This window comes from Bradyrhizobium sp. SK17, from assembly GCF_002831585.1.
Taxonomy (GTDB): Bacteria; Pseudomonadota; Alphaproteobacteria; order Rhizobiales; family Xanthobacteraceae; genus Bradyrhizobium.
In genome coordinates, this window is record NZ_CP025113.1 from 7,128,833 (window position 1) to 7,149,742 (window position 20,910).

Annotated in this window: 23 protein-coding genes, 1 other RNA gene and 1 pseudogene; 7 read left to right on the forward strand and 18 right to left on the reverse strand. The window is 64.7% G+C overall.

Annotation, left to right across the window (positions count from 1 at the left end):
• Window positions 1-19 precede the first annotated feature (19 nt).
• The 5 genes from CWS35_RS33145 to miaA form a co-directional block, all read right to left on the reverse strand.
• Window positions 20-715 (reverse strand): class I SAM-dependent methyltransferase, encoded by a 696-nt coding sequence (locus tag CWS35_RS33145; protein WP_024580135.1) that lies wholly within the window; start codon window positions 713-715, stop codon window positions 20-22.
• A 3-nt stretch (window positions 716-718) separates the two neighbouring features.
• A complete protein-coding gene (ilvN, locus tag CWS35_RS33150) occupies window positions 719-1,261 on the reverse strand; it encodes an acetolactate synthase small subunit (protein ID WP_024580134.1) in 543 nt (180 codons plus the stop codon).
• Between the two features lie 21 nt (window positions 1,262-1,282).
• The gene (locus CWS35_RS33155) at window positions 1,283-2,269 is read right to left on the reverse strand and encodes a threonine dehydratase (RefSeq protein ID WP_100955462.1); all 987 of its coding nucleotides are present in this window, start codon (window positions 2,267-2,269) and stop codon (window positions 1,283-1,285) included.
• A gap of 150 nt (window positions 2,270-2,419) precedes the next feature.
• Window positions 2,420-4,195 (reverse strand): acetolactate synthase 3 large subunit, encoded by a 1,776-nt coding sequence (locus CWS35_RS33160; RefSeq protein WP_024580132.1) that lies wholly within the window; start codon window positions 4,193-4,195, stop codon window positions 2,420-2,422.
• Window positions 4,196-4,630: 435 nt separating this feature from the next.
• Window positions 4,631-5,560: a tRNA (adenosine(37)-N6)-dimethylallyltransferase MiaA gene (gene miaA / locus CWS35_RS33165; RefSeq protein ID WP_100955463.1), complete on the reverse strand. Its 930-nt coding sequence runs from the start codon at window positions 5,558-5,560 to the stop codon at window positions 4,631-4,633.
• On the opposite strand from miaA, the gene serB reads away from it, so the two are divergent.
• Window positions 5,559-6,464, forward strand: coding sequence for a phosphoserine phosphatase SerB (gene serB / locus CWS35_RS33170; RefSeq protein WP_100955464.1), 906 nt, complete (start codon window positions 5,559-5,561; stop codon window positions 6,462-6,464). The two genes, miaA and serB, sit on opposite strands and share 2 nt — an antisense overlap.
• Window positions 6,465-6,604: 140 nt before the next feature.
• On the opposite strand, the gene CWS35_RS33175 is transcribed toward serB, so the two are convergent.
• The 13 genes and pseudogenes from CWS35_RS33175 to CWS35_RS33235 form a co-directional block, all read right to left on the reverse strand.
• Window positions 6,605-8,104, reverse strand: a complete 1,500-nt coding sequence (locus CWS35_RS33175) for a Do family serine endopeptidase (RefSeq protein WP_024580129.1) — start codon at window positions 8,102-8,104, stop codon at window positions 6,605-6,607.
• A 208-nt stretch (window positions 8,105-8,312) separates the two neighbouring features.
• Window positions 8,313-8,513: a DUF2065 domain-containing protein gene (locus CWS35_RS33180; RefSeq protein ID WP_024580128.1), complete on the reverse strand. Its 201-nt coding sequence runs from the start codon at window positions 8,511-8,513 to the stop codon at window positions 8,313-8,315.
• A gap of 80 nt (window positions 8,514-8,593) precedes the next feature.
• Complete coding sequence (gene hflC / locus CWS35_RS33185; protein ID WP_024580127.1) at window positions 8,594-9,493, reverse strand: protease modulator HflC; 900 nt, start codon at window positions 9,491-9,493, stop codon at window positions 8,594-8,596.
• A pseudogene (hflK, locus tag CWS35_RS33190) lies at window positions 9,490-10,631 on the reverse strand (FtsH protease activity modulator HflK). The gene hflC and the pseudogene hflK overlap by 4 nt, the downstream one beginning before the upstream one ends.
• A 144-nt stretch (window positions 10,632-10,775) precedes the next feature.
• Window positions 10,776-11,288: a dihydrofolate reductase gene (locus CWS35_RS33195; RefSeq protein ID WP_100955465.1), complete on the reverse strand. Its 513-nt coding sequence runs from the start codon at window positions 11,286-11,288 to the stop codon at window positions 10,776-10,778.
• Window positions 11,288-11,773, reverse strand: a complete 486-nt coding sequence (locus tag CWS35_RS33200) for a GNAT family N-acetyltransferase (protein WP_024580124.1) — start codon at window positions 11,771-11,773, stop codon at window positions 11,288-11,290. The genes CWS35_RS33195 and CWS35_RS33200 overlap by 1 nt, the downstream gene beginning before the upstream one ends.
• On the reverse strand, window positions 11,773-12,567 hold the full coding sequence (locus CWS35_RS33205) for a thymidylate synthase (RefSeq protein WP_024580123.1): 795 nt from the start codon (window positions 12,565-12,567) through the stop codon (window positions 11,773-11,775). Before CWS35_RS33205 ends, CWS35_RS33200 begins: the two co-directional genes overlap by 1 nt.
• A 187-nt stretch (window positions 12,568-12,754) precedes the next feature.
• A complete protein-coding gene (locus CWS35_RS33210; protein WP_024580122.1) occupies window positions 12,755-13,735 on the reverse strand; it encodes a tripartite tricarboxylate transporter substrate binding protein BugD in 981 nt (326 codons plus the stop codon).
• Between the two features lie 133 nt (window positions 13,736-13,868).
• Window positions 13,869-15,383 (reverse strand): tripartite tricarboxylate transporter permease, encoded by a 1,515-nt coding sequence (locus tag CWS35_RS33215; protein ID WP_024580121.1) that lies wholly within the window; start codon window positions 15,381-15,383, stop codon window positions 13,869-13,871.
• A gap of 7 nt (window positions 15,384-15,390) precedes the next feature.
• Window positions 15,391-15,891 carry a tripartite tricarboxylate transporter TctB family protein gene (locus CWS35_RS33220; RefSeq protein WP_024580120.1) on the reverse strand — a complete coding sequence of 167 codons (501 nt, stop codon included), beginning with the start codon at window positions 15,889-15,891 and terminating at the stop codon, window positions 15,391-15,393.
• A 93-nt stretch (window positions 15,892-15,984) separates the two neighbouring features.
• Window positions 15,985-16,257: a chromate transporter gene (locus CWS35_RS40230; RefSeq protein ID WP_157817306.1), complete on the reverse strand. Its 273-nt coding sequence runs from the start codon at window positions 16,255-16,257 to the stop codon at window positions 15,985-15,987.
• Window positions 16,224-16,355, reverse strand: a complete 132-nt coding sequence (locus CWS35_RS40235; RefSeq protein WP_145987252.1) for a hypothetical protein — start codon at window positions 16,353-16,355, stop codon at window positions 16,224-16,226. Before CWS35_RS40235 ends, CWS35_RS40230 begins: the two co-directional genes overlap by 34 nt.
• Before the next feature lie 29 nt (window positions 16,356-16,384).
• Complete coding sequence (locus CWS35_RS33235) at window positions 16,385-16,963, reverse strand: chromate transporter (RefSeq protein WP_100956875.1); 579 nt, start codon at window positions 16,961-16,963, stop codon at window positions 16,385-16,387.
• A 107-nt stretch (window positions 16,964-17,070) separates the two neighbouring features.
• On the opposite strand from CWS35_RS33235, the gene ssrA reads away from it, so the two are divergent.
• The 6 genes from ssrA to CWS35_RS33260 all read left to right on the forward strand — a co-directional run bounded on the left by ssrA (window position 17,071) and on the right by CWS35_RS33260 (window position 20,876).
• Window positions 17,071-17,435: a transfer-messenger RNA gene (gene ssrA / locus CWS35_RS39265) on the forward strand.
• A 142-nt stretch (window positions 17,436-17,577) separates the two neighbouring features.
• Window positions 17,578-18,099, forward strand: a complete 522-nt coding sequence (locus CWS35_RS33240) for an SspB family protein (RefSeq protein WP_024580119.1) — start codon at window positions 17,578-17,580, stop codon at window positions 18,097-18,099.
• A 182-nt stretch (window positions 18,100-18,281) separates the two neighbouring features.
• Entirely contained in the window at window positions 18,282-19,697 is a 1,416-nt protein-coding gene (gene fumC / locus CWS35_RS33245; protein ID WP_024580118.1) for a class II fumarate hydratase, read from the forward strand.
• A gap of 263 nt (window positions 19,698-19,960) precedes the next feature.
• Entirely contained in the window at window positions 19,961-20,149 is a 189-nt protein-coding gene (locus CWS35_RS33250; RefSeq protein ID WP_024580117.1) for a DUF4169 family protein, read from the forward strand.
• Window positions 20,146-20,421, forward strand: coding sequence for a ribbon-helix-helix domain-containing protein (locus CWS35_RS33255; RefSeq protein ID WP_024580116.1), 276 nt, complete (start codon window positions 20,146-20,148; stop codon window positions 20,419-20,421). The genes CWS35_RS33250 and CWS35_RS33255 overlap by 4 nt, the downstream gene beginning before the upstream one ends.
• 101 nt (window positions 20,422-20,522) lie before the next feature.
• Complete coding sequence (locus tag CWS35_RS33260) at window positions 20,523-20,876, forward strand: VOC family protein (protein ID WP_100955467.1); 354 nt, start codon at window positions 20,523-20,525, stop codon at window positions 20,874-20,876.
• The last annotated feature ends 34 nt before the right edge of the window (window positions 20,877-20,910 follow it).

The window sequence follows — 20,910 nt, forward strand, 5'->3', positions numbered from 1 at the left end:
TCGCTACGTCGGTCGAGATCTATATTTGCTCGTCCGGGGTCGGTTTGCGCAGCAGATAGGTGCCGTGCAGCGGCGCGTGATAGTCGGCGGCGACCAGGGTGAAGCCGGTTTCGGTCAGCATGCGCTCCATCACCCAGCCGAAGGTCGAGTATTCGTCGCGCATATGGGTCATCACGCTTTCACGCTCGAAATCGTGATTCTTGATCGAGAAATCGGCCCAGCCCTCGACATCGCGATCGACGCCGTCGGGCATGCTGACGAACACCATGTCGCGCAGATAGAAGTTCGCGCCGGGCTTCAGCGCGTTGAAGATCCGCGACAATGCCACCGCCTTCCAGAAGTCGGGCAGATGGTGCAGCGTGAATTCGCTGACGATCAGATCGTAGGAGTTCGGCTGATAGGCAAAGGACAAGAGGCCGGCCGGCTGGGTCCGGATCCGCGCCTTGCGGTCACGCGCATAGATCTCGGCGAGCCCGAGCATCGCCGGCGAGATGTCGATGGCGTCGACCTCGGCGCCCATCAGCGCCGCCTCGGTCGCCAGCACGCCATTGCCGCAGCCGATATCGGCGATCCGCCAGCCCGGCTTGACGCCGAGCATGGTCAGCGCCTGACGCGCGCGGGCGTCGCTGTCTTCGCTGACGTCATAGATCGAGGCGACCGCGGTATCGAGACCGACCTGCCGCCGTTGCGTGTAGTACCAGTCGCGCGCCAACATGACTCACATCCCTTCCGGCCCACGCGTGATCGCGGCCACCCCGGTTCGTGACACCTCGACCAGGCCCAACGGGCGCATCAGGTCGATGAACTGACTGATCTTGGACGAATTGCCCGTGATCTCGAACACAAAGCTCTCGGTCGTGGCGTCGATCACCCGGGCGCGGAACGCATCCGCCAGCCGCAGCGCCTCGACGCGGTGATCGCCACCGCCCCGCACCTTGACCATCGCAAGCTCGCGCTCGATCGAGCTCCCGGTCAGCGTCATGTCGACGACGCGGTAGACCGGGATCATGCGGTCGAGCTGATGTTTGATCTGCTGGATCACCATCGGCGTGCCCGTGGTGACGATCGTGATCCGCGAGAGATGCTTCTGGTTCTCGGTCTCCGACACGGTGAGACTCTCGATGTTGTAGCCGCGGCCGGAGAACAGGCCGATCACGCGCGCCAGCACGCCGGGCTCGTTCTGCACCAGGACGGACAGCGTATGCGTCTCGTTCGGATCGTGACGCTCTTCGAGGAAATAGGCCGATGCGGGCTGGTTCATTGTCGTCCCCTTACATTCTTTTTACGCCACCGCCCGCTGGGCGGCCGGCGCAGCATCCGTCCCGATCCAGGACCGGAACAGATCGAAATCGATATTGCCGCCGCTCAGGATCAGGCCGACCCGCTTGCCGGCGAGCTTGCTCTTTTCCTGGAGCGCGGCCGCGAGTGCCGCGGCGCCTGCGCCCTCGGCGAGATTGTGGGTGTCGGTCCAGTAGGCGCGGATCGCCTGGCCGACCTCGTCGTCGGTGACCTGCACGATGCGCGAGGCGCCCTTGCGGATCAGGGCGAACGCATCGGCGTCCGGAATCCGCGTCGCCATGCCGTCGGCCCGTGTGTTGCTGGTCTCGGTGGTCACGATCTTGCCGGCGGCGAACGACAGCGCGTAGGACGGCGCTTCGGTCGACTGCACGCCGACGATCTCGGTCTTCAGGCCGAGCAGATCGCGCGCCATGATGCAGCCGGAGATGCCGGAGCCCTGCCCGATCGGCACATAGAGGATGTCGAGATCAGGCGCCGAGCGGAACAGTTCGAGCGCATAGGTCGCGACGCCGAGCACCAGGTCGGCATGGAACGACGGCACCATGTGCAGACCATCGAACTGCGCGCGGCGCTCGGCTTCCTCCCTCGCGGCCTGGAAATCCTCGCCATGCTCGACCAGTTCGGCTCCGAAGGTCCGCATCGCGCGGTTCTTCTCGACCGAGTTGCCGCGCGGCACATAGATCACCGCCCGCACGCCGTGACGGCTCGCGGCAAAGGCCAGGCTCTGGCCGTGATTGCCGCGCGTCGCCGAGATGATGCCGGGCACATCGGGCCGCTCACGCTTCAGCCGATCGAGATAGACCAGGCCGCCGCGGACCTTGAAGGCGCCGATCGGCGTGTGGTTCTCATGCTTGACCACGACCGCGGTGCCGAGCCGCTCGGCCAGCAACGGCCAGGCATGCGCCGGCGTCGCCGGCACCGCGGTGCCGACGATTTTGTGCGCGCGCTCGAGCTCGTTCAAGTCGAACATCTTGGTTCCCTGTCGCCTACTCTCTCTCGTCATCCCCGCGAAAGCGGGGATCCAGTATTCCAGAGACGCCCGAGAGCAATCGAGACGCCGCGGCGTACTGGATCGCCCGGTCAAGCCGGGCGATGACAGCGGAATTTCTGTCGCGCATCATCACACCAGCGCCTTGCCACCGGAGAAAGCCTTGGCGGTGGCCTCATCGGTCGCCTCTTCCGGCAGCAGCATCTCGTTGTGCGCCTTGCCCGACGGGATCATCGGGAAGCAGTTCTCGAGTGCCGCGACGCGGCAGTCGAACAGCACCGGGCGCTTGACCGAGATCATCTCCTTGATCGCGCCGTCGAGATCGGAAGGCTTGTGCGCCCGGATGCCGACGCCGCCATAGGCCTCCGCGAGCTTGACGAAGTCCGGCAGCGCCTCGGAATAGGAATGCGACAGCCGGTTGCCGTGCAGCAGCTGCTGCCACTGCCGCACCATGCCCATGTACTGGTTGTTCAGGATGAAGATCTTGATCGGCAGCTCGTACTGGACCGCCGTCGAGATCTCCTGGATCGTCATCTGCACCGAGGCATCGCCCGCGATGTCGATCACCAGGCTGTCCGGATGCGCCACCTGCACGCCGACCGCGGCCGGCAGGCCGTAGCCCATGGTGCCGAGGCCGCCCGAGGTCATCCAGCGATGCGGCTCCTCGAAGCCGAAGAACTGCGCCGCCCACATCTGGTGCTGACCGACCTCGGTCGTGATGTAGGTGTCCTTGCCGCGGGTCAGCTCGAACAGGCGCTGAATCGCGTATTGCGGCAGGATGATATCGCTGTTCTTCTTGTAGGACAGCGAGTTGCGCGCGCGCCACTGCGCGATCTGCTGCCACCACGCCTTGATGTCGGGCTTCTTGGCCTCCGCCTTGAACACCTGCAAGAGATCACCCAGCACGTTGGCACAGTCGCCGATGATCGGCACGTCGACGCGGATGTTCTTGTTGATCGAGGACGGATCGATGTCGATGTGGATCTTCTTCGAGCCCGGCGAGAACGCATCGGTGCGGCCGGTGATGCGGTCGTCGAAGCGCGCGCCGACGCACAGCATGACGTCGCAATCATGCATCGTCATGTTGGCCTCGTAGGTGCCGTGCATGCCCAGCATGCCGAGCCAGTTCGGACCCGACGCCGGATAGGCGCCCAATCCCATCAGGGTCGAGGTGATCGGAAAGCCGGTCACCTCCACCAGCTGGCGCAGCAGCTGCGAGGCCTCGGGACCGGAATTGATCACGCCGCCGCCGGAATAGATCACCGGACGCTTGGCGTTGGCGAGCAGCGCCACTGCCTTGCGGATCTGGGTCGCATCACCCTTGACGCGCGGCGTGTAGGAGATGTGCACGTCCGACTTGCGCGGCGGATGATAGGTGCCGGTCGCGAATTGCACGTCCTTCGGCACGTCGACCACGACCGGGCCGGGCCGGCCGGTGGTGGCGACATAGAAGGCCTCATGCAGCACCCGGGCGAGGTCGTTGACGTCGCGCACCAGCCAGTTGTGCTTGGTGGCGGGCCGCGTGATGCCGACCGTGTCGCACTCCTGGAACGCGTCATTGCCGATCAGATGCGTCGGCACCTGGCCGGTGATGCAGACCAGCGGGATCGAATCCATCAGCGCGTCGGTCAGCGGCGTCACCATGTTGGTGGCGCCGGGGCCCGACGTCACCAGCACCACGCCGGGCTTGCCGGTGGAGCGCGCATAGCCTTCGGCGGCATGGCCGGCGCCCTGCTCGTGGCGCACCAGGATGTGTTCGACCTCGCTCTGCTGGAAAATCTCGTCGTAGATCGGAAGCACCGCACCGCCGGGATAGCCGAAGACATGCTGCACGCCGTGATCGATGAGCGCGCGCACGATCATCGCGGCGCCGGTCATCTGATTGGGATCGTGGCTCTTGTCGGTCATGGTTCGCTCCGGATGCGCTTGTTTTTGCGCGGCTTTTGTCAGTTCTCGGTCAGTTCTGCTTCGGGCAATAAAAAGGGGCCCCTGAGGCCCCATGCACACCGCCCGTATTTGGATGGCAGCTAGCCATCCCCGGCGGTGTGCCTGGGTACGACGGCGATAAGGAGTTTGGTAATAATGTTGCGCACGAGACGACCCAGTCTTCCCAAAGGTTGCGCGAACATAGCCGCCAAAGCCCGAATGTCAAGGCAAGGCAAGCATTTTCGCGATATTTGAAGTGTAACGGGGTTCCAACCGTTCGGCGAGTGTTTTTGCGCGGCGCAACGCGCATGGCAGACGGGCGTGTTGCGCCCTGGAGCCGCTCCGTGGCCCGGAGGCGCGCCTCTCCGGAAGGAAATCCGCCCGAATTGCGCGGTGCTCCGTCCGGGGCCGCCAGGGCTACGGGATATGGCTCTCCAGCCACGCCTTCGCCGCCTCGGGCTTGACCCAGTCGAACTCCGGCAGCTGGTGGCGAAACCAGGTGAACTGGCGCTTGGCGTAGTGACGGGTGTCGGCGCGGCCGATCTCGGCGGCCTCTTCCCGGCTGATCTCCCCCTTCAGGTGAGCCATCAGGGCCGGCACGCCATGGGCCTTCATGGCCGGCAGCAGCGGGTCGAGCGCGCGCGCCGCCAGCGCCGTGACCTCGTCGAGCGCGCCGGCGTCAAGCATCGCGCCGAACCGCGCGTCGATCCGCGCATAGAGCCTCTCCCGGTCAGGCGCGAGAAACACCGCGTGGAATGCGCCCGGCGGCAGCAGCGGCGGCAGGCCGTCGCGATGCCAGTCCGGCAGCGGGCGGCCGGTGGCCTCGACCACCTCGAGCGCACGCGCGATGCGGGTGCGGTCGCGCGGCTTCAGCCGTTCGGCCGACACCGGATCGCGCGCCGCAAGCTCGGCATGCAGGGCCTCGACGCCGTGCTGCTCCAGCCTTGCGCGGACGGCGTCGCGCACATCAGCGGCGATCGGCGGCACCGCCGACAGGCCGCGCGTCAGTGCCTTGAAATACAGGCCGGAGCCGCCGATGAAGATCGGCAACCTTCCCTGCGCACGGGCCTCGCCGAGCACTTCTGCCGCGTCCGCAACCCAGGCGCCGGCGGAGAAATTCACGCCGGCGTCGACATGGCCGTAGAGCCGGTGCGGAACCAGCGCCTCCTCGCCGGCGCTCGGCCGCGCGGTGATGATCCTGAGGTCGCGATAGACCTGCATGGAATCGGTGTTGATCACGACCCCGCCGGTGCGCTGCGCGAGTTCGAGCGCCAGCGCCGACTTGCCGCTGGCGGTCGGCCCTGCGATAAGCACTGCCTTGTCCAACAATCCCGAATGCGCCTGCATGTCCCTCGTTGCCACGCTGATCTGCAATCCTGCAAGCCCCGCGCTCGACTCCACCATCGTCGACGGGGCACGCGCCGTGCTGCCCTCACCCGGCGCCGCGCAGTGGCTGTTTAACGAGGTCGCCGTCGACATTCCCTTCGAGCGCGAGAACGCCAGCCGGGACGACATCAAGGCCATCGAGCTCCAGTTGCGCCAGGCCCGCGGCGACCTCCCGATCGACATTGTCGTGCAACCTCGGATCGGCCGGCGCAAGAAGCTTTTTCTGGCCGACATGGATTCCACCATGATCGGGCAGGAATGCATCGACGAACTCGCCGATTTCGCCGGGCTGAAGGCCCATGTCGCAGGCATCACCGAGCGCGCGATGCGCGGCGAGATCGCGTTCGAGCCGGCGCTGCGCGAACGCGTGGCGCTGCTCAAGGGCCTGCCGGTCAGCGTCGTCGACGAGGTGCTGGAGAAGCGCATCACACTGACGCCGGGCGGCCGCGACCTGGTGATGACGATGCGCGCGCACGGCGCCTATACCTGCCTGATCTCGGGCGGCTTCACGCTGTTTACCAACGTGGTCGCGGGGAAAGTCGGCTTCCAGGAGAACCGCGCCAACCAGTTGCAGGTCGAGAACGGCAAACTGACCGGCGAAGTGGTCGAGCCGATCCTCGGCGCCGCGACCAAGCTTGCCACCCTGATCGAGCTCACCGAATCCTTCGATCTCGACGATATCGACACACTGGCGGTGGGTGACGGAGCCAACGATCTCGGCATGATCCAGGCCGCCGGACTCGGGGTCGCCTATCACGCCAAGCCGGCGGTTGCGGCCGCCGCCGCGGTCCGGATCGACCACGGCGACCTCACCGCGCTGTTGTACGCGCAGGGCTACCGACGGGATGAGTTCGTCGACAAGTGAGGTTCACGTAACCTGTCGTCCCCGCGAAAGCGGGGGACCCAGTCTTCCAGAGACGCCGGAGGATGATCGAGGGGCCGCGGCGTACCGGATCCCCCGCTTTCGCGGGGGATGACAGTTGTGAGTGAAACGTCAACGCGCCTCTACTGCACGCCGAGCGCCACAAACCGCAGTTCGCCGTCGCCGTTGGAGACCAGCAGCAGCACCGACTTCTTGCCGTCCTTCTTCAACTGATCGATCCGCTTCTTGATGTCGCCGGCATTCGACACTGCTTCCTGCGCCACCTCGACGATGACGTCGCCGGCCGACAGCCGCTTCTCGGCCGCATCCGAGTTGCTATCGACGCCGGTGACGACGACGCCCTTCACGCTGTCCTTGATCTTGTACTTGGTGCGCAGGTCCTTGCTCAGAGCTGCGAGGTCAAGACCGAGCGCCTTCTGGGTCACCGGCTTCTCGGCAGTGTCGTCCTTCGGCTTGGCGTTGGCCTGGACCTTGTCGTTGTCCTCGAGCCGGCCGAGCGTGACCTTGCGGGTCTCCTCATTGCCCTTGCGGATGATGACGACGTCGACTTCCTTGCCGACCGCGGTGTCGGCAACGATGCGCGACAGATCCTTGGGGTCCTTGACGTCCTTGCCGTCGAACTTGACGACGACGTCGCCGGGCTCGATGCCCGCCGGTTTCGCAGGCCCCTTGTCGTCGACGCCGGCGACCAGCGCACCGCGCGCCGGCTTGATGTTGAGGCTGTCGGCGATCTCGTCGGTGACCGCCTGGATGCGTACGCCGAGCCAGCCGCGGCGCAACTCGCCATACTTCTGCAACTGGTCGACGACGCCGGCCACCGTCTTCGACGGCACGGCGAAGCCGAGGCCGATCGAACCGCCTGTCGGCGAGATGATCAGGGTGTTGACGCCGATCACCTCGCCATCGAGGTTGAACAGCGGACCGCCGGAATTGCCGCGATTGATCGCAGCGTCGGTCTGGATGTAGCTGTCATACGGGCCCTGGCTGATGTCGCGGTTCTTGGCCGAGACGATGCCTGCGGTCACCGTGCCGCCGAGGCTGAACGGATTGCCGATCGCGACCACCCAGTCGCCGAGACGGATCTTGTCGCTGTCGCCGAACTTCACCGCCGTGAGCGGCTTCGGCGGCTTGAACTTCAGCACCGCAAGGTCGGTCTTCTTGTCGACGCCGACCAGCTCGGCCTTGATCTTGGTGCCGTCGTTGAGGATGACGTTGATCTCGTCGGCGTCGGCGATGACGTGGTTGTTGGTGACCACGATGCCCGAGGTGTCGACGATGAAGCCCGAGCCGAGCGAGTTGGTCTTGCGCGGCTGGAACTCGCCGTTCTTGTCGCCGCCCTTGCCGCCCGGTCCGCGGCGGTTCTTGAAGAAGTCGTCGAAGAATTCCTCGAACGGCGAGCCCGGCGGCAGTTGCGGCATGGCGCCGCCGCCCTTGTTGGCCTCGATCGTCTGCGACGTCGAGATGTTGACGACGGCATCGATCACCTTCTCGGCGATGTCGGCGATCCCCTCGGGACCGCGCGCGAACGCCGGCACGGAGCTCAGCATGCTCGCAGCACCGATCGAGATCGCGGCCCCCATCATGCGGAGGCGGCGGCCCAGGGCTGGTCTGGCAGCGGTCATGTCGGAAATTCTCCAGGCAACGGGTTCAAATGAGCTGGTCGCAAGTGTGCGCCCGTGGTCGCAGGCGTGCGCCCGTGATCGCAGAGTGCGCCCGAACGGGCATATGGTGCAAGCATCTCAGCCCGGCATTTCGGCGAAAAACCGGCCGCGAATGGCTCACGATTATGTTCATTCCGGCGCGATCTCACGCGCTTGGAACAAGCAATGCTCAGCGCCGCACCAGCCAGATCATGATCAGCCCGGCGACTGCCGAGCCGATCCCGACGACGCGCAGGATATTGTCGGGCGTCGCCAGCGCGCTCTTCATCGCCCGGCGCATCCAGGCGGGGCTTGCCGCGAACAGGATGCCTTCGAGCACGAACAGGATTCCCAACCCGATGAGGAAGTCGCCGAACGCTATTGACCTCATCGGATCGCAGCCTCCCGCTCGCTATTTGTTGTTATTGGGCGGCGGCGAAGCGATGTCGGCTTCGCCGCCGTATTGTGACGTTACTGTTTCGGCGCCGCGGCCGCTTCCGGCGGCTTGCCGTTGGCACTGCCGAAATACCTGAAGAATTCCGAGTCCGGCCGCAACAGGAAACGCGTGTCGCTGGACTTGAGGCCGTTCTCATAGGCCGTCATCGAGCGATAGAACGCGAAGAAGTCCTTGTCCTTGCCATAGGCCTCGGCGAACAGGCGGTTACGCTCGGCGTCGCCGGCGCCGCGGGTCTGGTCGGCGGCCGAGTTCGCCTCGGCGACGATTACGGTCGCTTCGCGATCGGCCTTGGAGCGGATCTCCAGCGCCTTCTGGTCGCCCTGCGCGCGGAACTCGGCGGCTTCGCGCTGACGCTCGGTCTTCATCCGGTCGTAGACCGCCTGGCTGTTCTGCTCCGGCAGATCGGCGCGGCGGATCCTGACGTCGACGACCTCGATGCCGTAGCCATCGGCTTCCTTGTCGAGCTGCTCGCGGATCCGCGACATCAGCTTCTCGCGTTCGTCGCGCACCACCGTGATGAAGGTGACCTCACCGAGCACGCGGCGCAGCGCCGCGTTCAACAGCGTGGTCAGTTGCAGATTGGCGGCCTGGATCGAGCCGACGCTGGTGTAGTAGCGCAACGCGTTCTTGATGCGATAGCGCGCGAAGGCGTCGACCACGAGCCGCTTCTGGTCGGAGGCGATCACTTCCTGCGACGGGTTCTCCAGATCGAGGATGCGCTTGTCGACATTGATCACGGAATTCCACGGCGCCTTGAAGTGCAATCCGGGATCGGTGACGACATCGACCGGTTCGCCGAACCGTAGGACGATGGTCTGCTCGGTCTGCTGCACGGTGAACATCGAGCTGTAGCCGACTGCAAGCAGGATGAAGAGAAGGATCAGGGACACAATGCCGGTGACAGGGGACCTCATCGGGTGGCTCCCTGCTGCTGGCCGGTCGTGGCCGGCGCCGCGGACGGACGCCGTGGCGACAGTTCACCCAACGGAAGGTAGGGCACGATGTTCTGGCCCGGTCCGCCGTCATAGACCAGCTTCTCGGAGCTTCCGAGCACCTTTTCCATGGTCTCCAGATAGATGCGCTCGCGCGTCACGTCGGGTGCCTTCTTGTACTCTTCATAGACCTTGAGGAAGCGCGCGCTCTGGCCCTTGGCCTCGGCGACCGCCTGCTCCTTGTAGCCTTCGGCGGCCTGCTGGATCTGCGCCGCACGACCACGCGCTTCCGGCACGATCCGGTTGGCGTAGGTCTGCGCCTCGTTCTGCTTGCGCTCGAGGTCGGCGCGCGCCGCCTGCACGTCGCGGAACGCGTCGATCACCTGCGCCGGCGGATCGACCTTCTGCATCTGCACCTGCGTGATCTGGATGCCCGCGTTGTAGGAATCCAGCGTCTTCTGCATCAGTTCCTGCACGCTCTGCTCGGTGACGTTACGCGCCCCGGTCAGGATCGGCTGGATCTGCGAGCGGCCGATCACCTCGCGCATCGCGCTTTCGGCGACTGCCTTCACGGTGCCTTCGGGATTCTGGATGTTGAACAGGTAAGCGCCGGCCCCGCCCTGCTTGATGCGCCACAACACGGTGAAGTCGACGTCGACGATGTTTTCGTCGCCGGTCAGCATCAGGCTCTCTTCCGGCACGTCGCGCATGGTGCGGCCACGCCGGGCGGGATCGTCGATCAGGGTCATGCCGATCGAGATCGTGTTCACGCGCAGCGCCTTCGGCAGCAGCACGGTCTCGATCGGATACGGCAGGTGATAGCGCAGGCCGGGCTGCGCATCGCGATCATATTTGCCGAAGCGCATCACGACGCCGAGCTCTTCGGACTGGACCCGGAAGATTCCGGTCGCAAGCCAGATCGCCAGCGCAGCGACCACCACCAGCGCGATGCCCATGCCGCTGAAATGCCCGCCGGGCATCCACTGCTGCAGCCGGTCCTGGCCGCGCCGCAGCAGATCCTCAAGATCCGGCGGCCTCGGCCCGGCTGACTGCGGACCCGTGCCCCATGGCCCTTTCGGACCCGAGCCCCACGGCCCCCGCCTTGATTTTTCCACGGCATCAAACATCTCCTCGGCAAGTCCGGACGGGACGCCCGGGCTCGAATGTCCGGCCCGGTTATAGGGGACCGCTAGGGCCCTTACAACGCAAGCTTCCTGCTCGGACGAGCTATGCGCCGGGGCATAATTGTCAATGCAAACATTGGTTAACCGCGGCCGCGCCGACGATATGTCACATAGGAGAAGTCGACGCTGTCGTCCGGACCTGCCGGATTTCGCACGCGCGCGACCTCTTCCCACTGCGCGGCATCGATCATTTCGAACCGTGTATCGCCGTCCGGCCGGGCATGGACCTCGGTGATCTCCAGGCGATCGGCCGTGCCCATCCATTGCGCATAGATTTCCGCGCCACCGATGATGGCAATTTCAGTGGCGAAACGCCGCAGCGCGTCACCAAGCGCAATTGCGCGGGCGTTCTCGAACGAGGTCGTGACGATGGCGCCGCGCGCGCGGTAGCTCGGATCGCGCGTCACCACGATGTTGGTGCGCCCCGGCAGCGGCCTGCGCAGCGACTCGAAGGTCTTGCGCCCCATCACGATGGGCTTGTTCAGCGTCATCGCCTTGAGGCGCTGCTGATCGGATTTCAGCCGCCACGGGATTGCGTTGCCGTTTCCGATCACGCCGTTCTCGGCGACCGCAACGAGGAGCACGATCTCCATCAACGCGTCCCTTCCGCGAGCGCCGACAGCGCAGGACCGGAGACGCGACAGATCGTCCATTCGTCCATCAGTTCGGCGCCGAGCGACTTGTAGAATGCGATCGACGGCGCGTTCCAGTCGAGCACCGCCCATTGCAGGCGCGCCCAGCCATTGGCGAGGCATTGCTTCGCCAGATGCACCAGCAGCGCCTTGCCGATGCCCTTGCCGCGCAGCGCCGGCCGCACGAAGAGATCCTCGAGGTAGATGCCGTGGCGGCCGGCGAAGGTGGAGAAATTGACGAACCAGACCGCGAAGCCGGCCGGTTCGCCGTTCCATTCCGCGATGTCGCAATAAAGCCGCGGGTTGGCGCCGAACAGCGCCTCGGCGATATCGGCCTCGCTGGCGTGAACCTCGTGCAGCAGCTTCTCATACTCGGCGAGCTCGCGGACCAGCGAGAACACCAGTCCGGCCTCATCGGGCCGCGCGCGGCGGATCAACAGCGACATCAGACCGCGACTTCGGCCTTGATGTGCGGATGCGGATCGTAGCCTTCGAGTTTGAAGTCCTCGTAGCGGAACGCGAAGATGTCCTTCACGTCGGGATTGATCGCCATCGTCGGCAACGGCCGCGTCGGCCGCGTCAGTTGCAGGCGCGCCTGCTCGAGGTGGTTCGAATAGAGATGCGCATCGCCGAGCGAGTGGACGAAATCGCCGGGCTTCAGCCCGGTCACCTGCGCCACCATCATGGTCAGCAGCGCATAGGAGGCGATGTTGAACGGCACGCCGAGGAACACGTCGCCGGAGCGCTGATACAGCTGACACGACAGCTTGCCGTTGGCGACATAGAACTGGAACAGGCAGTGGCATGGCGGCAGCGCCATCTTGTCCACCTCGGCCGGATTCCAGGCGCTGACGATCAGCCGCCGCGAATCCGGATTGCGCTTGATCATCTCGATGACGTTCGTGATCTGGTCGATGCTGCGGCCATCGGGCGCGGGCCACGAGCGCCATTGCGAGCCGTAGACCGGGCCGAGGTCGCCATTGGCGTCGGCCCATTCGTCCCAGATCGTGACGCCGTTGTCGTTGAGATATTTGATGTTGGTGTCGCCGGCGAGGAACCAGAGCAGCTCGTGCACGATCGCCTTCAGCGGCAGCCGCTTGGTGGTCAGCATCGGGAACCCGGCCGCAAGATTGAAACGCATCTGGTGGCCGAAGATCGACAGCGTGCCGGTGCCGGTGCGGTCGTGCTTCTCGGCGCCGTCGGCGAGGATGCGTTCGAGCAAATCGTGATACTGGTTCATGACTGGTTCTTGGCGGTCTTTTCGAGGCTTCGAGAGAACGGCGAATGTAGCGGCCAGGGCCGCCGGTCGACACGCTGATTCGGCTGAACGGGCCGATTATACCCCGAAAAATGACAACGCCTCCGACAAACGACAAGGGGCGGAACTCGCGTCCCGCCCCCCGCTCTATCCGCTTGATCGTACTCGATTAAGTTGCCGGCTTCAGCACCGGCGTCCATTTCGCGATCTCGTTCTTGACGAGCGTCGCCAGCGCCTCCGGGGTGCGGTTGGCGGGCGCCGGGATCACGCTGCCGAGCTCGAGCAGCCGCTTGCGGACGTTGTCATCGTCGAGCGCCTTGATGGCCGCAGCGTTCAGCGTGGCGATGATAGCGGGCGAAGTTCCCTTCGGCGCGAAGATCGCGTTCCAGGCCTGGGCCTGGAAGGCCGGCAGCCCGGCTTCGGTCGTGGTCGGGACGTTCGGCAGCGACGGATTGCGCTCGGGGGTCGCGACCGCATAGGCCTTGATGGTGCCGGCGTTGATCTGCGGCACCGCGTTGACGATCTGGTCGCACATGTAATCGACCTGGCCGGCGACCAGCGCGTTCATCGCGGGTCCGGTGCCGTTGAAGGGCACGCCCACCGGCTTGACCTCGAGGATCGAGTTGAGCAGCTCGCAGGAGGCATGCGAGACCGAGCCGATGCCGGCATGCGCGGCGTTGACCTTGTCGGCATTCGCCTTCACGTAGGCGATGAATTCCTTCAGATCCTTCGGCGGGAAATCCTTGCGGGCGAGGATCAGGATCGGCGTGCCCGCGAGCAGCGCGACCGGCTCGAAATCCTTCTCCGGGTGATAGGCAAGCTTCGGATAGAGCGGCACGGAGGCGGCGTGCGTGCCCATGTGTCCGGTGACCAGCGTGTAGCCGTCATTGGCGGCGCGGGCCGCGCGCGTGGTCGCGGTGGTGCCGCCGGCGCCGACCACGTTCTCGATGACGATGCTCTGGCCGAGCGTCTGCGCCATGTGCGCGGTGACGATGCGCGAGATGACGTCGGTCGGACCGCCGGCTGCGAACGGCACGATCATGGTGATGGTGCGGGTCGGATAGTTCTGCGCGGACGCCGGCACGGCGAATGCACTCAACGCGGCAAATGCCGAAAGGCATGCGCCCGCAAGCGAGCGAATGGACATCATCTCAATTCCTCCCGGGAACGTTTGACCAATAAAAATGCCGGCCAAATCGGCCGGCATTTTCATTTCACGAGACCACATCGAGTGTCGATTCGACTTCCGCCTGCGGCGCGCGGACGCAGGCGGAGCAGGATGCTCAGCCCTCGGACTCCACGAACACCTCGTCGCGCTTCGCACGCAGGGCCGGCAGCACGGCAAGCACCAGGAGGCCCGCCGCGATCGCCAGCAGCACCGCCGACAGCGGCCGCGACAGGAATACGCTCCAGTCGCCGCGCGAGATCAACAGCGCACGGCGCAGGTTCTCCTCCATCAGCGGACCGAGCACCATGCCGAGCAGCAGCGGCGCCGGCTCGAAATCGTGCTTGATCAGCCAATAGCCGACCAGGCCGAACGCGCCTGCGAGGATGACATCGACCGGCGCGTTGTTTACCGAATAGATGCCGATCGCGCAGAACACCACGATCGAGGGGAACATCAGCCGGTACGGCACGCGCAGCAATCGGACCCAGATGCCGACCAGCGGCAGATTGATGATGATCAGCATCAGATTGCCGATCCACATCGAGGCGATCATGCCCCAGACCAGGTCGGGCTGCTTCTGCATCACCTGCGGGCCCGGCACGATGCCATGAATGGTCATCGCGCCGACCATCAGCGCCATCACCGCGTTCGGCGGAATGCCGAGCGTGAGCAGCGGGATGAACGAGGTCTGCGCCGCGGCGTTGTTGGCGCTTTCCGGCGATGCCACGCCCTCGATCGCGCCGCGGCCGAACCGCGACGGATCCTTGGCGAGCTTCTTCTCCAGCGTATAGGCCGCGAACGATGCGATCACCGCGCCGCCGCCCGGCAGGATGCCGAGGATCGAGCCGAGCACGGTGCCGCGCAGGATCGCCGGCGTGGAGTCGACCAGGTCCTTCCTGGTCGGCATCAAGCCGGTGATCTTCTGCTGCACCAGATTGCGGTTCATCTCGGCGCCGGCGTCGAGGTTGCGGATGATTTCCGCGAAGCCGAACACGCCCATCGCCACGGTGGCGAAGCCGAGGCCGTCCGCGAGTTCGGGGATGTTGAACGCCATGCGCGAAGCGCCGGTCTCGATGTCGGAGCCGACCATCGACAGCAACAGGCCGAACACGATCATCGCGATCGCCTTCAGCACCGAGCCCTTGGCGAGCACCACCGCGAAGATCAGGCCGAGCACCATCAGCGAGAAATACTCGGCCGGGCCGAACGCCAGCGCGAGCTTGGTCAGCGGCGCGCCGAGCACGGCGATCAGCACGGTCGCGACGCAGCCGGCGAAGAACGAGCCGATCGCGGCGATCGCCAGTGCCGGACCGGCACGGCCCTGCTTGGCCATCTGGTGACCGTCGAGCGCGGTGACCACGGAGGTCGCCTCACCGGGAATATTGACCAGGATCGAGGTGGTCGAACCACCATATTGCGCACCGTAATAGATGCCGGCGAGCATGATCAGCGCGCCGACCGGCGGCAAGCCGAAGGTGATCGGCAACAGCATCGCGACGGTGGCAATGGTGCCGATGCCCGGCAGCACGCCGACCAGGGTGCCGACCAGCGCACCGATCAGACACATCAAGAGGTTGATCGGCGAGAAGGCGACGGCGAAACCGTGCGCGAGATTGGCAAACAGTTCCATCACGCCCTCACTGGATCAGGAAACGCGGGAACATCGGCATCGGAAGTCCCAGCACATAAGGGAAAAGCAACGCGCAGCCGAGCGTCAGACAGCCGCCGACAATGATGGCTTCGATCCATCTGGTCTCGTGCGAGCCCATCGCCGCGATCAGGAAGGCGGCGAAGGCGGAGACCACGAGCCCGAGCGGGCGGATCGCCAGCGCGAAGAACACGATCGCCGCGGACACGAACAACGGGCCGCGCCAGGAATAGGCCCCGATCTGCGGGCCGTCATTCAGGATTCCGATCAGCGCAACGGCGCCGCCGAGCAACAGCAACAGCACGGCGAACATGCGCGGCGCCGTTCCGGCGCCGAACGAGAATCCGTGCATGCCCTGCAAATCGCTCGAGGCCCACAAGGCAAACAGCGCGACCGCCACCATGGCGAGCCCGCCGACGAAATCCTGCGGACCGCGCACCCATTTCGGCAAGATCGTTTTGACCGGCGCCTCGCTCGGCGTATCGCTCATGACTTCGCTTCCCCCCGTCAGGGCTGTGTCGCCCGTATTGATTGAATGGCTTGGCTTGCGGTGCGTTGACCGAGACCTTGCTAGCGATTTTCGTCAGACAACGCCAGCAAAACCCAAGAGACCTCCGGCAAGCAACATCCATAAAGGGTTGATCCGCGTCGCAAAGGCAAGTGCGGCTGCAACAATGGTGATCAGGATCGCGATCCAACTTTGGTCTGATGTCTGCGCCGCGTTGAGACCGTTTGCGGCGATCAGGCCGATCGACGGAGGAGCCAGTGCCGCCTGCATGATCGCGGGCAGGCACGCGTCGCGCCAGCGATCAAGGAAACGGCTCACATAATAGGCAAGCAGCGCGTCGGTCCGCACATCGCAACCGCCGCTGCCAGCGCCGCGGCGACGCCTGCGACAGAATAGCCTATCAGCGTCACGATCAGCACGTTCGGTCCCGGCGAGAGCTGCGACATCGCGAACACGTCGGTGAACTGCTTGTCGATCAGCGATGCACGTCGACGGCGGCGCGCTGCATTTCGGGGATCGCTGAATTGGCCCCGCCGATCGCAACCAAGACCGCCGCCAGGATGACGAGGGCTGTGACATCGCGCCGCTTCAACGGCGGCATCATCATCTTGAGGACGACGGCGAACAGCAGGCCGACCGCGGCACAGGCCACGCCGGCGAGCGTGCGGCGCAGCGCGTCGATCTCGCCGTCATGGGAATAGAGCGCGGCCAGGGTGGTCGCGATCAGCATCGGCGGTCCGGCCGGCCCGGCGAAAGCCGCGGGCTCATCCGCGATGCCGCGAAAGCGCGAGCCGAACACGGCTGACCGGTCGACGATGTTCGGACCTGGCAGGAAATGGCACAGCGCGAAGGTCTCGTTGAACGCCTCCGGCGTCACCCAGTGGCGCTGTTCGATGATCGACCGCCGGGCCCAGACCAGCCCCCTTGCGAAAAGCCGACGAGGGAATCTTGGCAAGGCCAGGAACAGTTCGAGCAGGCCGGGCTGGTGGAGCGGAAACGCCCACGGGGCGTCCGGCGCCGGAGCGGCAACCGGCGGGAGTTCCGGGGCATCAATGGAGCCTGGACAGCGCCGGATAGCGCCAAGGATCCTGGCCGAGGCCTGTGCCAAGGCGCCGGTCAACCTAAATCGGTGGGTTTTCCCAATTGAATCGGCCTGAATCCGCTCTGTTTTTCTATGGCTTTGCCGCTATATTGGGGGTGCCGGTTCGCCGGCTATGGAAATAAATGACCGTCGCAATAAACCATTCGGACCCGGGGGCGGTACCCGGCGCCTCCACCAAAACCCATCTCGAACCCATCCTCGGGTGGCTTTTGGCGGGGGCGAAATAGGATCGACGAGGGCGTAAAGGGCGCGTTTTTTCTCGGTATGGTTCCGCCGACATCGGGCCATTGCAATAGTTGCCAACGACAACTTTGCTCCGGTTGCTCAGGCTGCGTAACGCAGTTTGAAAGACCATCTTAAAGTCCTAGCGGGTTAAGCTCCGCTAGGCGGGGTCCGGAGGCACCTGGCAACAGAAGCCTCCACTTTATTTTTCGATCGGGCGTCCGCCCGCATTTCAACTGCCGGCCCTGCTGATTTCCGGCTTTCGGCGGGGTAGCATGGCAAGAGGGGCGAGTCGGACGATCCGGCGCTGCCTCGCCGGCCATTTTCGAAGCGACAGGATCACCATGGCGACCGATCACATCCGATATGACGTGCTGGCGCGCGACGCGCTGCGCGGGGTGCTGCGCCGGGTGCTGTCCGACGCCGCCGAGCATGGCCTGCCGGGAGAGCACCATTTCTACATCACCTTCCTGTCGCACGGCGACGGCGTGAAGCTTTCGGCGCGGCTGCTTGCGCAGTATCCCGAAGAAATGACCATCATCCTCCAGCACCAGTTCTGGGACCTGGTGGTGACGGAGGATCGCTTCGAGGTCGGCCTGTCGTTCGGCGGAATTCCCGAGCGGCTGACCGTGCCGTTTGCCGCGGTGACGCGCTTCCTCGATCCCTCCGCACCGTTCGATCTGCGCTTCGACGTCTCCGAGGCGCTGTCTGAAGACGCTGCTCCCGCCGCCGCGCCGGCCGCTCCCCTTCCCACGCCGGCCGCTCGCGCAACAGTCGAGACCGAGACGGCCGATACCGAGCAGGAGCCGGCCAAGCCCAGCGAGGGCGCCGAGGTGGTGCGGCTGGACCGCTTCCGCAAGAAATAATCTAAACCCGGATCGATCCTCGACCTTGTAGGATGCTTGCCAGGATCGGGATGACAGGTCGTCATCCCGGACTATCCTGCGCATGAACGCGCCTTCGCGCGGACCGCGTCGCATCGCCGCGCCGGCCCACGCCTGACGACGCAATCGCAAGCATTCACGGCAAGCATCTACGGAAAGCATCCATGGCTCGATCGACCACTCCATCCAAGGCCAAGACCCGCAGCGAGACCGACAGCTTCGGTCCGATCGACGTACCGGCCGATCGCTATTGGGGCGCGCAGACCGAACGCTCGCGACAGAACTTCAAGATCGGCCACGACCGGATGCCGATCGCGATCGTGCATGCGCTCGGCATCGTGAAGCTCGCAGCCGCCGAGACCAATCGCGAGCTCGGCCAGCTCGATGCGCGCCGCGCCGGCGCGATCATCCGCGCCGCCAAGGAAGTGATCGAAGGCAAGCTCGACGACAATTTCCCGCTGGTGGTCTGGCAGACCGGCTCGGGCACGCAGTCCAACATGAACGTCAACGAGGTGATCGCCAACCGCGCCAACCAGATGCTCGGCGGCGAGCTCGGCGCCAAGAAGCCGATCCATCCGAACGATCACGTCAACATGAGCCAGTCGTCGAACGACTCGTTCCCGACCGCGATGCATATCGCGGCCGCAAGCCGCATCATCGCCGATCTGATTCCGGCGCTCACCGAGCTGCATCGCGAGCTGCGCAAGAAGGAGAAGGCGTTCGCGAAGATCGTCAAAATCGGACGCACCCACACCCAGGATGCGACGCCGCTGACGCTCGGCCAGGAATTCTCCGGCTACGCCGCGCAGGTCGAGAGCGGCATCGCGCGACTGCGCGTCGCGGTGAAGGATCTGTTTCCGCTGGCGCAGGGCGGCACCGCCGTCGGCACCGGCCTCAACTCCAAGCCGAGATTTGCGAGGGCCTTCGCGCGCCACGTCGCTGAGATCACCAGGCTGCCGTTCACCAGCGCCGCAAACAAGTTCGAAGCGCTGGCTTCCAACGATGCCTATGTGCTGGTGCACGGCGCGATCAATTCGGTGGCGACCGGCCTGTTCAAGATCGCCAACGACATCCGCTTCCTCGGATCCGGCCCGCGCTCGGGCCTCGGCGAGCTGATCCTGCCCGAGAACGAGCCGGGCTCCTCGATCATGCCGGGCAAGGTCAATCCGACCCAGTGCGAAGCCATGACCATGGTCTGCTGCCAGGTGTTCGGCAATCAGACCGCTATCACCGTGGCCGGCAGCCAGGGCCATTTCGAGCTGAACGTGTACAAGCCGGTTATGGCATATTGTATGATAAATTCCATTCAGCTGCTGTCGGACGTCGTTCGTTCATTCACCGAGCATTGCGTTGTCGGAATACGCGCCGACGAAAAGCGCATCAACGATCTGATGCAGCGCTCGCTGATGCTGGTGACCGCGCTCGCACCGAAGATCGGTTACGACAATGCAGCCAAGGTCGCCAAGTCGGCGCATGCGCGCGGAACGACGTTGAAGGAAGAAGCGCTGCGGCTCGGACTGGTGTCCGCGGATGAATTTGATCGCCTCGTGCAGCCGGACAAAATGACACACCCCGGCTAGGGCGCGACGCAATGTCCGGACAATGCGCGTGATATAATTATGGACCATAACGCCTAAAGACTAAGGCGGGTTAGCTATCAGCTCTGCGCTGGCGCGTGGTACAGACGTCTAGTTTTCGCAGAGCGAAACGGATTCTTTGATGCTATCAAAAGCATCAGATGGGGATTCGGGATGGATATCGAGCCGGGCGCGCAGCGCGATCGCTCTTGCTTTCGTCACGATGCATCACCAATTCCGCTCTGGGGACGATGAGGACGACGAGCATGGGCGACGTGGTCAACCTGAAACGATTCAAGAAGCGCAGTGAGCGCGAACAAGCAGCAAAGCAGGCCGAAGCCAATCGTGCGCTATTCGGTCGCACCAAATTGGAACGAGCGCGTGACGAATTCCTCGGCGAGCGCAACACTCGTCAACTCGATCAGCACCGCATCGAGACTGGAGACGCATCATGAAGTCTCCTGTCGTTAAGCGTTCGATCGTGGTCGCCGGACACAAGACCAGTGTCAGTCTCGAAGAAGCCTTCTGGAACGGCATGAAGGAGATTTCCGGCCTGCGGAACATGACGCTGTCCGAGCTGGTCGGTGAGATCGACAACAATCGCCAGCAGGGCAACCTGTCCTCCGCGATCCGGCTATTCGTGCTCGACTACTTCCGTTCGCGCGCCACGCCGGCCGTGCCGACGGATGTGCGGCCGCAGCAGGTCGACACGCGCCAGCAGGCCTGACCGCCTCTGCGACCGCCGCGAGCAGGCGGTCGTTCGCCGCGGACTTCGGTATGAAGGCCACTTCAGCATGAAGGTCACTTCGGCATGAAGGTCAGTTCGGCATGAAGGTCAGTCGCATCGTCGCGAACGTTGCCGCTTCGGACATCGCGGCGGCGAAAGCCTTCTATCAGGATATCCTCGGCCTCACGTCGCTGATGGATTTCGGTTGGGTTGCGACTTACGGCTCATCCGAAACGATGCAGGTTCAAATCAGCTTCGCTTCCGAAGGTGGATCGGGCACGCCAGTGCCTGATCTGTCGATCGAGGTCGACGACCTCGACGAGGCGCTGCGTCGGTTCGCGGCCGCCCGGATTGCGATCGAATACGGACCGCTCGACGAACCGTGGGGCGTGCGGCGCTTCTTCGTCCGCGATCCGTTCGGCAGGCTGATCAATATTCTCCAACACCAATCGTGAGCCGATCTCCGATCCAGTCTGACGCGCTTCTTGC